Raw genomic sequence first — 14,193 nt, 5'->3', positions numbered from 1 at the left:
ACGCGCCGGGGCGGCGATGCTTAGCTGGTGTAAAGATTGCACGTCGACCGGCGGGCGTAGGACGACGGATTGTAGATCTGTCGGTAGTCGCGGTTGTTGCGCACGATCATCGAGGCGCGATATTGCATCCGAAACGGGCTGCTCAGCCATTGCGTCACGATTGGCTCGTACAGGTAATTCACCTCCACATACATCACCGCTGAATTGGGCGGTGCGTTCACCTTCGAGCCGGTCGGCCCCATGCCGCCCGGCATTGCTGTGCCCGCATCCGTCACTGTCGAGGTGGTGCCGGCATTGGTGCTGGTGGCGTATTCGGAATCGAAGCCGGTGCCGCGCTGCATGCCGATGCAGCGTTGCCAGTGAATGCGCTGGACGGGCGCGCTGTCGTAGCTTTGCTGGACGTTTTCCAGGCTGGAGACGATGATCCGGCCGTTCTTCGTGAGGTTGATGCCCTCGCCCTGCAGCCGGGCGGCCTGCAGCATGTCGTTCATGTCGCCTTCGCGCATCGTCTCGACATTGTTGTTGCCGATAAGGCCCATGCGCGACGCATTGTCGGCAAGGTTGAGCGCGATCTGGCTGAGCCGCATATGGGTGAGCGCCTGGTTGCCGATTTCCACGCCGTACAGGCCGAGTGCCAGCACCAGCGGCGTCGCGAGGGCGAACTCCAACAGCGCGGCGCCGCGATTGTCGCGGGCGAGCCGGCGCAGCAAGGTGGCGCGCATCACGAGCATTTCCATGTGATGGTGGGTTCCGGCCGGGAGGCGTATGGCTGGTTCTTCAGCAGCGCCTGCGCCGCGATCGTGTTGTTGGGGCTCCAGCCGAGCAATTGCGGCACGGGGAAGATGCGCGTGTAGGTGACCTTGATGGTGTAGAGCGTCACGTCGTTCGCCGCGCCCTGGCCGGCGTTGCCAGTGCCCCCCGACGCATCCCAGCTGCCGTTGTTATTCAGATCCTGGTAGCACTCGCCGGGGTTGCGCTGGCCGTTCCCATTGTCGTCGTTGAACGGCTCCGGACCGGCGGCGGAGAAGACGGCGAAGTTGCGGCGGGTGGCGCAAAAGGTGCCCGCCGCCGGTGTGGTGGCACACGAGGCAGTCGGGCGGGACATGATGGTGCCCATCATGTCCATCACCTCACCATCGATTTCCGCCGTCTGCTGGCCACCGCCCTGGATTGAGGAATCGCGTGCGGCCTTCTGGATAGCGCCGTCGAGCAGCTCCTTGGCGTACATCTGGTACAGCATGTCGCCAAGACCCATCATCATCAGGCACATGACGGGTGCGACGAGCGCGAACTCGACGATCGTGACACCGCTTCGGTCGGTCGCAAGGCGCCTTGCCAACCTCATTTCGATATCCGGAGCAAGGCGACCTGCTTGGCGATCGTCTGGAACGCGGCCGTCAGCGCGGCATTGTCGCGGGCGTAATAAGCCTGCCCCTGCGAGGCGCAGGCAATGAGTTCGTTGTTAAGCACCTGACCAAAGCTGACGACGAAGACAGTGATGCCGCGTTCTTTTGCGGCGGAGCAAACCGTGGTGAAACGCTCGTTGTGAAGCTCTTTCAGGTTTGTTGACCCGCCACCGATGCGTTGGTCATAATCTTCGATCCCATACATGGTGTAAGAGTTCCGGCTTGGTGACATTTCACCATCGGTCATGAAGACAATGTAACGGTTCGGTGGTTTGCGGCCGGGATGAGCCGCTGTATCTGTCGCGAAAAGCCCGGTAGGAGAAATAAGCCGCGTGCCCCAGATCATTCCGACGTCATGGTAGGTGCCGCCTTGCGCACGAAAGTCGGTGGCGTTGACGTAATCTGCCACCTGTTGCCGCGACAATGGGGCGAGGCGATGAACCGGCTTGCCACAGGCATAGTAGCCGCCCTGCACGTTGAGGTCCCACCCAGTTGCTGCCCAGGGAGTGATGTTAGTATAGGCCTCACCTGCATTCGTCGGGTAACGCAATTCATACCTGTTTTCGTTATTGTTATAATAAAAGCCAACCCTAGTTACAGGAAGGAAGTCACTATACGGCGTGGTACTTGTACCAGTAAAGTCCTCCTCCGGCTTGTCCTTGCGATAATAGGTTACGTCTGGCCACATCGGGCGCCAACGCGTATCATCATTGGACGGGCGAAGATCTGGATCCAGGTCTGGCGGCAGGCTGCTTGTATCGAAAGAAGTGGCACCGGCGGTCGTTCGCCTTTCCTCGATGCAACCTTGCCACCTTGATGTTGCGCCAGTGATTTTTGAGGGGTCATCTACGACGTTTCCCTTGCCGATATACTGACTAACGTTGTAGGTGACCGGCTTGTAACGCCACTTTGGCTTAACGGTCTTTTGCGTCATGGTGCACTGAGAGCGGTCCCAAGTTACCGTTGTCTCGGTCGCTAGACCGTCCGTGTTGAACCCTTCCTCCGGATCACGGCCCGCCCGACGCATGCAGGGGCCGTTACCTTCTTGAAAGGTAGTAGGCCCTGAAGAACTTACGACAGCCTCGCCAACTATTTCACGTGATTGATATTGTGCTTGCCCGACCAGCCATCCTGTCAGCTCGAAGCCTACGTTCACGGTTGAGCTATAGGGAACAAACCCATATCGTACCGTGGTGCGCGCATCGATGTTCGCAGCCATTGTGTCATAGAAGCTGACCACCGCAGAGCGCAGGCCGGACAGCCGAGAATTGGCTTTTTCCACCGTGAAGTAGCCGGTGCCAAGGCCGCCGGGTCGCTGGTAAGTAGACACGGGCTGGCCGCACGGCGCCGCTTCGGTCGGCAGGCACGCCATCGACCCGGTTGTGTCCAGCACGAACATGATATCGGTGTCGGCGATGTCGAATGTGGCCTCGCACGTCACCGTCAGCGGCTGCGTCGGGGCGCCGAACATCGTCATGATCGTCATTGGCACCTGCGTCGTTGCGGTGCCGGCCACCTGGTTTTCGGGCGTCTTGGTGGGGATGAACGGATAGGGATTGGTGGTGTTGGTGTAGGCTGGAGTGCCCATGATGCCGCTGGGAAAGTTGCTCGCGAAAAAGGCCCGCGCTTGAGTGATCGCGTTGCTGTCGAGCGTGGTACTGGTGCTTTCCACCATGAAGCGACGGCCGGCGAGGACGCCGGCGTCGCAGGCCTGCTGAAGGCGAATTTTCACCAGGTACATGCGCCCGACGTCCACCGCCGATCCGGTGAACGCGGCAAGCGGGATCAGAAATGCCCCCATCATCGCCAGCGTATTGCCGCGAACGTCGCGGCGCAGCCTGCCCAGGAAAGTCGCAACCCCGGTATTTTTCACTCGCGTCCAGCCTTGCATGACCATAGTCGTCTTCACGATGCGCAATGCCGCAGGAGCCGCTAAGCCCACCTCAAACGACATGGTTAACGACGCGCAAACCTTTGGGATCGACCCTGCTGCCGGCCATCCCGAGCGTGCGCTGGCGCTTGGCTATGCGCCGTCGGCGGTCCGGCAGGGGATTGCTGCGGCCTTCGCGCTAGATGCGACGCTGGCGAAGCTGGCGATCGGCACGCGCGACGCGATGGTGGCGCAGCTGCGGCTGACCTGGTGGCATGAGGCGCTGTTGGCGCTCGGCAGCGGAGAGGCGCCGGCACAGCCGATCCTGCGAGCGCTGGCAGCAGCGGGTGCGGATGGCGGCGTGCTGGCGCGAATGGGGCCGGGATGGGAGCAATTGCTGGGCGCGCCGGATGCGGCGGTACTTGCTACCTTCGCCGAGGCGCGCGGGCTGCTGTTCGTCGAGGCGGCGCGGCTGGCAGGGGCAAGCGACGATGTACGCGCCGCGGGGCAGGGGTGGGCGCTTGCCGACCTGTCGCGCCTTACCGTGGATCCAGACTTGTCGGCGCGGGCGGTGGCGCTTGCCCGTCCGTTGCTGCAGCAGGCGGCGGCGCAGCGGTGGAGCGGCGCGGGGCGATTTCTGGGCGCACTGGTGCATGTGGCGGCGGCGGATCTTGCCGGTGCGCAGCCTGTAGGGGCACCGAAACGCGTGTTGCGTCTCGCCTGGCATCGGCTGAGCGGTCGATAGGCTTGCCGCCGCTCGCCGGCTTGCTAGCATGACGCCGACGGGAGAGCGGGGCATGTGGCGATTTCTGGCAGGCGGATTGGCGGCGCTGTTGATGGTGGCGGCCGGGTGGCTGCTGTTCTCGGGACGGGCGACCACGGACCCGGTGCTGCCGCCCGCGCCGCCGGCGCGAGTCGCAGGGCAGCAGCCCGTCATTGTGGAGCCGCCGGTACCCGAAGCGACCGAGCGGACGCGGGAGGAAAAGCGCTTCGACCGTTACGACAAGGATCACGACGGGCGGATCACCCGCGACGAGTATCTGGTCGCGCGGCGCAAGGCCTTTGCGAAGCTGGACACCAACGGCGACGGGCGGCTGTCGTTCGAGGAATGGGGCGCCAAGACGCTGACCAAATTCGTCACTGCGGACGGCGACAAATCGGGCGCGATGGACCGCGCCGAGTTTGCAACCACCGCGGTGAAGCGCAAGGCCAAGGCGCGGCCCAAATGCGTCTGCCCCGCGGTGACCGAGGATAACGACTAGGCCGCCATCCACTCGGCTAGCGCGGTGCGGGCACGATCGGTGTACATCTTCTTGCGATCGGCCCTTTTCGTGCGGCCTTCGATCGGCGGGAAGAGGCCGAAGTTGACGTTCATCGGCTGGTAGGTTTCCGCCACCGCGGCACCGGTGATGTGGTTGAGGAGGGCGCCCAGCGCGGTTTCGACGGGGGGCGGCGCCATCGACCCGCCTGCCAGCTCCGCCGCGGCGAAGCGGCCGGCCAAGAGGCCGATCGCGGCGCTTTCGACATAGCCTTCACAGCCCGTGATCTGCCCGGCGAAGCGAACGTTGGGGCGCGACTTAAGCCGTAGCTCGGGATCGAGCAGCTCGGGCGAGCGCAGGAAGGTGTTGCGGTGAAGGCCGCCAAGCCGTGCGAACTCCGCCTTTTCCAGGCCAGGTATGGTGCGGAACAGGCGGACCTGCTCGGCATGCTTCAGCTTGGTCTGGAAACCGACGATATTCCACAGAGTGCCCGCCGCGTTATCCTGGCGCAGCTGGACGCAGGCGTACGGCCAGCGCCCTTGCGGATGCTTCTCCGACGCGGTGCCGGGCTGGTCTAGGCCGACGCCCTTCATCGGGCCGAAGCGCAACGTCTCGCGCCCGCGCTCCGCCATCACCTCGATCGGCATGCAGCCTTCGAAATAGGGGACGTTCTCCCATTCTCGCGGCACGCTCTTCTCGCCCGCCAGCAGCCCCTCGACGAATGTGTCATATTGTTCGCGAGTGAGCGGGCAGTTGATGTAATCGGTGCCGTCGCCCTTGTTCCAGCGCGACTGGAACCAGGCGGTGTCCATGTCGATCGTGTCGCGGTGTACGATCGGGGCGATGGCGTCGAAGAAGGCGAGCGCATCCTTGCCCGTCTCCCCGGCGATCGCCTCTGACAGGCCGGGCGCGGTGAGCGGGCCGGTGGCGATGATCGCCGCGCCGTCCGGCAGCGTGTCAATCCGCTCGCGCACGACCGTGATGTTCGGGTGCGCCTCCAGCACAGCGGTGACACCGGCGGAGAAGCCGTCGCGGTCGACCGCCAGCGCCGAGCCGGCGGGGACCTTGTGCCGATCGCCCTCGCGCAGGATCAGCGAACCAAGCGCGCGCATCTCCTGGTGGATAAGGCCGACAGCGTTGCTTTCCGGATCGTCGGAGCGGAAGCTGTTCGAGCAGACGAGCTCGGCGAGGTGATCGGTGTGGTGCGCGGGGGTGTTCTCACCCGAGCCGCGCATTTCGGAGAGACGGACCTTGTGGCCGGCCTCGGCGAGCTGCCATGCGGCCTCGCTTCCGGCAAGCCCGCCGCCGATGACGTGAATGTCGTGGGTCATGATGCCGAACCCATAAGGCGATGCAGCCGCGCCGCCAACCTCAGCGCTTGCGGGCGATCAAGGTGCTCCCCGCGGCAAAGCGCCGGCGGCCGTCTTCGTTGAGCGAGGCGCGCACTTGCGACCACAAGGCGCCGCTCAGTGGGGTGGCGATCAGGTCGGCTACGGTCGCCTTGCCGAACGCGTCGCGCACCGCCGGGTCGACGATGCTGTCCGCGATGCCCTCGAGCATCCAGCGCAAGGAGGCATCGGGCGTCTGATTGTCGAGCGTTTCATTCGACAACAGGTCGAAGCCTTCGGTGAACATGCGTTCCAGGCCGAGGTGAGTCGCGTTGTAATAATGCGACGGATAGCCATGCAGTGGCTGCAGGAACGGCCAGTCGATGAACACCTGCCCGCCCGGCTTCAGCATGCGATGGAAATCGCGCGCCACCTTCCAAGGCTCGGGCACATGCTCCAGCACGGCGAAACAGGAGATCGCGTCGATCGATCCCGAGCGGATCGGATAGGTGCAGGCAGGTTCGATGACGAGATCGGCGGATACGGAACGATACACCTCGATGTAGAGGCAATTGTCGTAGGTGTAGTTGCGGCGCCCGCAGCCGACATCGAGAAACAGCATGTCGGGATTGTCGCGCAGCATGCGCACGAACGGCTCATGCGCGGCGTTGGCCGACTCGCCCTCATACGTGTCGAGGCTGAATTCGCCGTCGGGATGGCGGCCGTAATAGAGCGGCAATGCGTCGGGCTGCTCCAGCGGTCGGAAATTGCCGCCAGCGCCGGCGCTCGCATCCAACACTCCCTCGAAGCGAAGGAATTTGCGGTGCGCGCGTGACAGGTCCGTTCCGAGCGCGGCGACCGTAAGCTGCGGTCGCTCCTCGGCATGGCCATGCGCATCGAAATGGTCGCGCGCCACGCCGCCGCCATAGACGAAATCGGCGATGTCGGGATTGGCGAGGAGATAGCGTTCCTCGTCGAAATTTTCCGGCGTCGCACGTTCGGTGGTGCTCATTCGGCGAATGCTATAGCGTTTCGAGGCACTTGGCCATGCTCGCCGTTGCCGGTCGTTCTCGCGCAGGTCGGCGGACGCCGCGGTGGCGGTAGCTGTCGCTTAACTACCTTGCATCTATGTGGCCGAGATCGCCGGAGGTGGCGGAACGCGGGTGGGGAGTTCGCGAGCTTGACGAGGTGGTTCCACGGTTCTGCGAGCAGCATGGCGCGGTTCATGCGTTGGCTGTTCGATGCCGTTGCCTCGCATCCGGAAGTCCGCGAGGAGCTGATCGCCACCGCGATACAGCGACGCCCGGCCGTCTATTTCGCCTGCGTCACCGCCATGCTGATCAGCAGTTCGGCGGTGGTCTATACCGGCGCCGGCTGGGCCTATGTCTGGCTGTGCTTCGACGCTGCGATCGTGCTTGGCCGGCTCTACCTTTCGTTCCGGTTCGACGATGGCAAGAACGTGCCGGTCGGCGGGCGTGCGGCGACGTTCGCGCTCATGTTCGTCCTGTTCGTCACGCTGGGGCTGTGGTGCGCCGTATCCGTGGTCCTCGGGCCGCCGGGGCTGGTGCTGCTGTCGGTCATCACCGTGCTGGCAGTGTTCGCCGGGGTGAGCACGCGCTGGGCCGCATTCCCACGGCTTACCGTCATCACCATCGTCGCTATGGCGCTGCCCATGTGCGTCGCGATCTGCATTCGCGCGGGCGGCGGGATCAGCATTTCGGCGGTCCAGTTCGGCGTGGTGGCGCTGATGCTGGCGGCGCAGACGATGCAGAACCACCATTCGCTGATGCGCATGATCCTGGCGGAGCACCACAATGCCGGGCTGGCGCGGATCGATCCGCTGACCGGGCTGGGCAATCGCTTCAGCCTGTTCGAGGCGCTCGACCGGCTCTATGCGAGCGAGAGTGAGGGCGGGGCACATGCCGCGCTGCTCTACCTCGATCTGGACGGCTTCAAGGGCTTCAATGATGCACGCGGCCATGACGCCGGCGACGAGCTGCTGCGTCGTGCCGCGCGGACGATGCGGGACGAGGCACTCGACAGCCGGGCGTATCGGATCGGCGGCGACGAGTTCGTCGTGGTACAACCCGGCCGTGACGAGGAGGCTGCGGTCGCACTGGCCGAGCGGATCATCCGGGCCGTGTCGTCGATGCGGGTGTCGGACGGTGGCCCGGTCGCCGGGGTTGGCGTGACCGTGGGTATTGCCTTTGCCGCGCGCGCCGCCAAGCCGCGCGCGCTGATCGCCCGCGCCGACGAGGCGCTGTACGCCGCCAAGCGCGCCGGCAAGGGCGCCTATCGCGTGGCCGGATCGGACACGGTCAAGCGCCCCCTCGCCGCCTGACTCGGACGTCAGCCCGCGGCCTTCGCCAGTCCCTTCGATAGTTGCAGCGCACCGTGCAGCCGCGCCGCGGGGTCGCTCCAGTTCCGGGTCAACGCCAGCTTTGAGTCGGGACGCAATTTCGCGATGCCGCCGAGCTTGTCGACGTATGCCAGCAGGCCCGGCACGTTCGGCGGCGTGTCGTCGTGGAACGAGACCAGCGCGCCCTTGGGGCCGACGTCCATCTTGGCGACGCACGCGGTCTTGGCATTCATCTTGATCTCGATGACCTTGACGAGATTGTCGGTCGCTTCCGGCAATGGCCCGAAGCGGTCGATCATTTCCGCCGCAAAGGCCTCCAGCTCGCGCTTCTCGTCGAGCTCGTTCAGGCGGCGGTAGAGCGCCATGCGCAGGTCGAGATCGGGGACGTACTCCTCGGGGATGAGGATCGGCGCATCCACCGTGATCTGCGGCGAGAAATCGCGCGGGCGGTTGGCGAGGCCGCCGGCCTTGGCGTCCATGATCGCTTCTTCCAGCATCGACTGGTAGAGTTCGTAGCCGACTTCCTTGATGTGGCCGGACTGTTCGTCGCCGAGCAGATTGCCCGCGCCGCGGATGTCGAGATCGTGGCTGGCGAGCTGGAAGCCGGCGCCGAGGCTGTCGAGGTCGGACAGGACCTTGAGCCGCTTTTCGGCGGCGTCGGTCATCATCCGCTCAGGGGGCGTGACCATATAGGCATAGGCGCGCGTCTTCGACCGGCCCACGCGACCGCGCAGCTGGTAGAGCTGGGCGAGGCCGAAGCGGTCGGCGCGGTTGACGATCATCGTGTTGGCGGACGGGATGTCGATGCCGCTTTCGATGATGGTGGTGGAGACGAGCACCTCGAACTTCTTGTCGTAGAAGGCGGACATGCGCTCCTCGACCTCGCTCGCCGCCATCTGGCCGTGGGCGATGACGTAGCGGATCTCGGGCACTTCCTTGCGCAGGAACTCCTCGATGTCGGGGAGGTCTGCGACGCGGGGGGTGACGAGGAAGCTCTGGCCGCCGCGATAATGTTCGCGCAGCAACGCCTCGCGCAGGACGACCGGATCCCACGGCATGACATAGGTGCGCACGGCGAGGCGGTCGACCGGCGGCGTCTGGATGACGGAGAGTTCGCGCAGGCCCGACATCGCCATCTGGAGCGTACGCGGGATGGGCGTGGCGGTGAGGGTGAGGATGTGGACGTCGGCGCGGAGCGTCTTGAGGCGTTCCTTGTGGGTGACGCCGAAGCGCTGCTCCTCGTCGACGATGACGAGGCCGAGGCGCTTGAAGTCGACGTTCTTGGCGAGGAGCGCGTGGGTGCCGATGACGACGTCGATCGTGCCGTCGGCGAGGCCTTCCTTGACGCGCTTGGTCTCCGCCGCGGTGACGAGGCGCGAGAGGCGGCCCATCTGGATCGGGAAGCCTTCGAAGCGCGACATGAAGTTGTTGTAATGCTGACGCGCGAGGAGCGTGGTGGGGCAGACGACCGCGACCTGCATGCCAGCCATGGCGGCGACGAAGGCGGCGCGGAGCGCGACCTCGGTCTTGCCGAAGCCGACGTCGCCGACGATCAGGCGGTCCATCGGCTTGCCGGCGGAGAGGTCGGCGAGCGTTTCCTCGATCGCGCGGTCCTGATCGTCGGTTTCCTGATACGGGAAGCGGTCGACGAAGCTGGGATAGCCGCTGGAGTCCGGCTCTGCGACTTCACCCTGGCGGAGCGCGCGCAGGGCGGCGGTGGCGATGAGTTCACCCGCGATCTCGCGGATGCGCTCCTTCATCTTTGACTTGCGGCGCTGCCATGCCTCGCCGCCGAGGCGGTCCAGGGTGGCGCCTTCCTCGCCCGAGCCGTAGCGGCTGAGGACTTCGAGGTTCTCGACGGGCACGTAGAGCTTGTCGCCGCCGGCATATTCCAGCTGCACGCAATCGTGCGGTGCCTTGGCGACGGGAACCTGGGTCAGCCCGACATAGCGGCCGATGCCGTGATCGGTGTGGACGACGAGATCGCCGGGCGAGAGCGTGGCGAGTTCGGCGAGGAAGGCGTCGGCGGACTTGCGGCGCTTGGCGCGGCGCACGAGGCGGTCGCCGAGCATGTCCTGTTCGGTGAGGACGGCGACCTTGGGGGCGGTGAAGCCGTGCTCGAGCGGAAGGACGATGAGGGCGGTCTGCGTCTCGCCGACGCCCTGCGCCTCCTGCCACGTCTCAACCGCCTTGGCGCCGGTGAGGCCGTGATCCTTGAGGAGGTTGCCCAGGCGATCGCGCGCACCGGCGGAATAGCTGGCGAGGACGGGGGTGCGGCCTTCCTTCCGCAGTGCCTTCAGGTGATCGACGACGGCTTCATAGACGTTGGTGTTGGCGGCGCGCTCGGGCGCGAAATCGCGCGGGCCGTCGACGTTGAAGTCGATGACCGTGGCGGACTCAGGTTCGTGGAAGGGGGTGGTGACGTGCGCAATGGCGGTGGTGAGTGCCTCCTCCCACTCCTTTGGGGGCGTGTAGAGCGTCTTGGCGGGGAGCGCGCGGTAGCTACCGGGCTGGGCGGCCTCGGCACGCTTGCGGTTCTCGTAATAGTCGGCGACTGCTTCGAAGCGCGATTCGCCGGCTGCCTTGACCCCGCCGTCGCGGACGATCAGCGCGTCCTCGCCGAGATGGTCGAAGAGCGTTTCGAGGCGGTCCTCGAACAGCGGAAGCCAATGCTCCATGCCGGCGAGGCGGCGGCCTTCGCTGACCGCCTGGTAGAGCGGATCGCCGGTGGCGGTGGCGCCGAAGGTTTCGCGATAGCGGCTGCGGAAACGCTTGATGCTTTCCTCGTCCAGCAGCGCCTCGGACGCGGGGAGGAGGGTGAAGCCCTTGATGTTGCCGGTGGTGCGCTGGTCGGCGGGGTCGAAGGTGCGGACGCTCTCGATCTCGTCGCCGAAGAAATCGAGGCGCAGCGCCTGGGTCTCGCCGGAGGGGAACAGGTCGACCAAGCCACCGCGGACGGCATATTCGCCGGCGTCGTGGACGGTGTCGGTGCGGACGTAGCCGTTGGCCGAAAGGAGCGCGGCGAGCTTGTCGCGGGCGATGCGCTCACCGGGCTTCAGATTGGCGACGAGCTGGCGGATGCGGAACGGAGTGAGCGTGCGCTGGGTGGCGGCGTTGACGGTGGTGAGGACGAGCTGCGGGCCGGCGGGCTTCGCCTGGAGCTTGTGAAGCGCGCCGATCCGCTCGGCCATGACGCGCAGGGTGGGAGAGGCGCGGTCGTAGGGAAGGCAATCCCATGCCGGATATTCGACGATCTCGATCTCGGGCGCGAAGTAATGCGCGGTGGCGGCGATCGCGCGCATCGCGGCCTCGTCCGGCGCGATGAAGACGGCGCGGGTCTTCGCGGCGCGCGCGAGATCGGCGAGCAGGCTGGGGAGGAAGCCGCTGGGCACGCCGGCGAGGGTGAGGGGCGTGGTGGCGGTGAGGATCGTCTGGAGATCGGGCAAAACACTTCCGTTCGTGTTGAGCGAAGTCGAGACACCGTGGCGAGCGTTGCGCTGCTCGGCCCGTCCCTCGACTTCGCTCGGGACGAACGGGTGTGCTTAATTACCTGATTACACGCCGTCGCGTGTGCCGGGGGTGGCAACGGCAAAATCGACGGCGCGCATGGTCTGCATCATGTCGCCTTCCCATTCCGCGGGGCACGGGATCGAGCCGATCGCCCAGCCCATGATGTCGACGTCCTGCTCCTCCAGCAGGCGTTCGAACCATTGCAGCTGCTCTTCGGACCAGCTGGCATGGTGCGCGTCGAAGAAGCCGCCGATCATGAAATCGGCTTCGCGCGTGCCGCGGTGCCAGGCGCGGAAGCGGGTGCGCTTCAGGCGGGTATCTTGATCCATGGCGGCTCCAACGGCAGATGGCCGGCCGCGGTTTCGCACGGTCGGCTTACAGGGTATCGAAAGTTCAGATAATCATGCGACCCGATATCCTCAATCCGTTGTTCGCCGAAGTCACCGCGCTGAAGGGTGTGGGGGCGGGGCTTGCCAAGCCGCTCGACCGGCTGGGACTCGCGCGCGTCGTCGACGTGGCATTTCACCTGCCGAGCGGATGGGTGGACCGGATTCCGCGCGACGAGCTGATGGCGCAGGATGCCGGGCGGACGATCGCGATCACGCTGACGGTGCGCGATATCCGCACATCCTCGTCCCCGCGCGCGCCGACGCGGGTGCAGGCGGCGGATGCGCTCGGCAACATCGTGAGCCTCGTTTATTTCGGGCGATCGAGCGGGCTGGTGCGCAAGCTGTACACCGTGGGCGAGCCGGTGCGCGTGTCGGGCAAGGTGGAGCAATACGGCCAAGACCTCCAGATGATTCACCCGGAGATCCTGGAGGAAGGCGGCGGGTTTCGCGAGCGCGAGGCGATCTATCCGCTGTCCGAGGGGCTGACCTCGCGCCGTGTGGGCGGGCTGGTGGCGCAGGCGATAGAGCGCGCGCCCGAGCTGGCGGAATGGATCGAGCCGGGGCTGCTGGCGCAGCGCGACTGGCCGGCGTGGAAGGAAGCATTGACGCGCATCCATGCCGATCCGTCCGACGCGGTGGCGCGGGCGCGGATCGCCTATGACGAGATCTTCGCCAATCAGGTCGCGCTGGCGCTGGTGCGGCAGGATACGCGGCGGCGGCGAGGGCGCGCGCTGAAGGGCGACGGGCGGCTGCGCGACATGCTGCGGCTGCCCTATGCGCTGACGGGGGCGCAGGCGCGCACGTCGCGCGAGATCGAGGGCGATCTGGCGCAGGACGCACCGATGCTGCGGCTGCTGCAAGGCGATGTGGGGTCGGGCAAGACGCTGGTCGCGGCGCTTGCGCTGCTGATCGCGGTGGAGGCCGGCACGCAGGGCGCGCTGCTGGCGCCTACCGAGATTCTGGCGCGACAGCATTACGACACGCTGCGTGAAACATTGGCGGGCCTGCCGGTCAACATCGCGGTGCTGACCGGGCGCGACAAGGGCCGGGCGCGCGAAGGCGTGCTGATGGGGCTGGCCGACGGATTAATCGACATATTGATCGGCACGCACGCGATCTTTCAGGATGCGGTCACCTATCGCGACCTTGGCCTCGTCGTGGTGGACGAGCAGCACCGCTTCGGTGTGGCGGAGCGACTGGCGCTGTCCGCCAAGGGCAAGACGACGCCGCACCTGCTGGCGATGACCGCGACGCCGATTCCGCGCACGCTGGTGCTCGCGCAGCATGGCGAGATGGACCAGAGCCGGCTGGACGAGATGCCGCCGGGGCGCGAGCCGGTGGAGACGCGGGTCATCAGCGAGGAGCGACTCGACGAGGTGGTCAATGCGCTCGGCCGGCATCTGGCGGAGGGCAAGCAGGCCTATTGGGTCTGCCCGCTGGTGGAGGAGAGCGAGAAAAGCGACCTTGCCGCCGCCGAGGCGCGGGCGGCGACGTTAGCAGGGCGGTTCGGTGACCGCGTCGGGCTGGTGCACGGCAAGATGCGGCCGGCGGAAAAGGACGCGGTGATGGCGCGCTTCGCCGGCGGCGAGCTTGGCGTGCTGGTCGCGACGACGGTGATTGAGGTGGGTGTGAACGTGCCCAATGCGACGCTGATCGTGATCGAACATGCCGACCGTTTCGGGCTGGCGCAGCTCCACCAGCTGCGCGGGCGGGTGGGACGCGGCGGCGGGCAATCGCGCTGTCTGCTGGTGCGCGGCGCGGCGCTGAGCGAGACGTCGCGCGCGCGGCTGGCACTGATGCGCGAGACAAACGACGGCTTCCTCATCGCGGAGGAGGATCTGCGGCTGCGTGGCGGCGGCGAGCTGCTCGGCACGCGCCAGTCGGGTGAGGCGGCGTTCCGGCTGGCGACGCCCGAGCTGCTCAACGAACTGCTGCCGATCGCCTATGACGACGCGCGGCTGCTGATCGATCGCGACGGCGGGCTGTCGGGCGCGCGCGGGCAAGCGGCGCGCGTGGCGCTGTACCTGTTCGAACGTGAGGCGGGGGTGGCGCTGCTGCGTTCTGGATGAGGC

Annotated in this window: 11 protein-coding genes; 4 read left to right on the top strand and 7 right to left on the bottom strand. The window is 66.1% G+C overall.

Features of this window, described 5'->3' with window-relative positions; translation table 11 throughout:
* Window positions 1–20: 20 nt before the first annotated feature.
* From SPDO_RS11450 to SPDO_RS11440, 3 genes are read right to left on the bottom strand one after another with little or no spacing between them, the layout of a single operon-like run.
* The gene (locus SPDO_RS11450; RefSeq protein WP_088367636.1) at window positions 21–737 is read right to left on the bottom strand and encodes a TadE/TadG family type IV pilus assembly protein; all 717 of its coding nucleotides are present in this window, start codon (window positions 735–737) and stop codon (window positions 21–23) included.
* Complete coding sequence (locus SPDO_RS11445; RefSeq protein ID WP_088367635.1) at window positions 722–1,345, bottom strand: TadE/TadG family type IV pilus assembly protein; 624 nt, start codon at window positions 1,343–1,345, stop codon at window positions 722–724. The genes SPDO_RS11450 and SPDO_RS11445 overlap by 16 nt, the downstream gene beginning before the upstream one ends.
* The gene (locus tag SPDO_RS11440; RefSeq protein WP_245829417.1) at window positions 1,342–3,360 is read right to left on the bottom strand and encodes a TadE/TadG family type IV pilus assembly protein; all 2,019 of its coding nucleotides are present in this window, start codon (window positions 3,358–3,360) and stop codon (window positions 1,342–1,344) included. Before SPDO_RS11440 ends, SPDO_RS11445 begins: the two co-directional genes overlap by 4 nt.
* On the opposite strand from SPDO_RS11440, the gene SPDO_RS11435 reads away from it, so the two are divergent.
* Both SPDO_RS11435 and SPDO_RS11430 read left to right on the top strand, forming a co-directional pair.
* The gene (locus SPDO_RS11435; RefSeq protein ID WP_088367634.1) at window positions 3,359–4,021 is read left to right on the top strand and encodes a squalene/phytoene synthase family protein; all 663 of its coding nucleotides are present in this window, start codon (window positions 3,359–3,361) and stop codon (window positions 4,019–4,021) included. The two genes, SPDO_RS11440 and SPDO_RS11435, sit on opposite strands and share 2 nt — an antisense overlap.
* A gap of 52 nt (window positions 4,022–4,073) precedes the next feature.
* Window positions 4,074–4,538, top strand: a complete 465-nt coding sequence (locus SPDO_RS11430; protein WP_088367633.1) for an EF-hand domain-containing protein — start codon at window positions 4,074–4,076, stop codon at window positions 4,536–4,538.
* Here SPDO_RS11430 and trmFO read toward each other — a convergent pair.
* Window positions 4,535–5,866: a methylenetetrahydrofolate--tRNA-(uracil(54)-C(5))-methyltransferase (FADH(2)-oxidizing) TrmFO gene (gene trmFO / locus SPDO_RS11425; protein WP_088367632.1), complete on the bottom strand. Its 1,332-nt coding sequence runs from the start codon at window positions 5,864–5,866 to the stop codon at window positions 4,535–4,537. The genes SPDO_RS11430 and trmFO overlap by 4 nt on opposite strands.
* Before the next feature lie 40 nt (window positions 5,867–5,906).
* Window positions 5,907–6,875 (bottom strand): methyltransferase domain-containing protein, encoded by a 969-nt coding sequence (locus SPDO_RS11420; RefSeq protein WP_088367631.1) that lies wholly within the window; start codon window positions 6,873–6,875, stop codon window positions 5,907–5,909.
* Between the two features lie 213 nt (window positions 6,876–7,088).
* On the opposite strand from SPDO_RS11420, the gene SPDO_RS11415 reads away from it, so the two are divergent.
* On the top strand, window positions 7,089–8,204 hold the full coding sequence (locus tag SPDO_RS11415) for a GGDEF domain-containing protein (RefSeq protein WP_158212189.1): 1,116 nt from the start codon (window positions 7,089–7,091) through the stop codon (window positions 8,202–8,204).
* Window positions 8,205–8,212: 8 nt separating this feature from the next.
* Here SPDO_RS11415 and mfd read toward each other — a convergent pair whose 3' ends face one another.
* Together mfd and SPDO_RS11405 are read right to left on the bottom strand one after the other, a co-directional pair.
* Window positions 8,213–11,668 (bottom strand): transcription-repair coupling factor, encoded by a 3,456-nt coding sequence (gene mfd / locus SPDO_RS11410; RefSeq protein ID WP_088367629.1) that lies wholly within the window; start codon window positions 11,666–11,668, stop codon window positions 8,213–8,215.
* Between the two features lie 108 nt (window positions 11,669–11,776).
* On the bottom strand, window positions 11,777–12,061 hold the full coding sequence (locus SPDO_RS11405) for an FAD assembly factor SdhE (protein ID WP_088367628.1): 285 nt from the start codon (window positions 12,059–12,061) through the stop codon (window positions 11,777–11,779).
* Window positions 12,062–12,135: 74 nt separating this feature from the next.
* Here SPDO_RS11405 and recG point away from each other — a divergent pair, with 74 nt between their 5' ends.
* A complete protein-coding gene (recG, locus tag SPDO_RS11400; protein WP_088367627.1) occupies window positions 12,136–14,190 on the top strand; it encodes an ATP-dependent DNA helicase RecG in 2,055 nt (684 codons plus the stop codon).
* Window positions 14,191–14,193: the final 3 nt, after the last annotated feature.

The organism is Sphingomonas dokdonensis (genome assembly GCF_002197685.1).
GTDB lineage: Bacteria > Pseudomonadota > Alphaproteobacteria > Sphingomonadales > Sphingomonadaceae > Sphingomonas > Sphingomonas dokdonensis.
The sequence above is the reverse complement of the archived record's forward strand: the minus strand, read 5'-3'. Positions and strand labels throughout refer to the sequence as shown.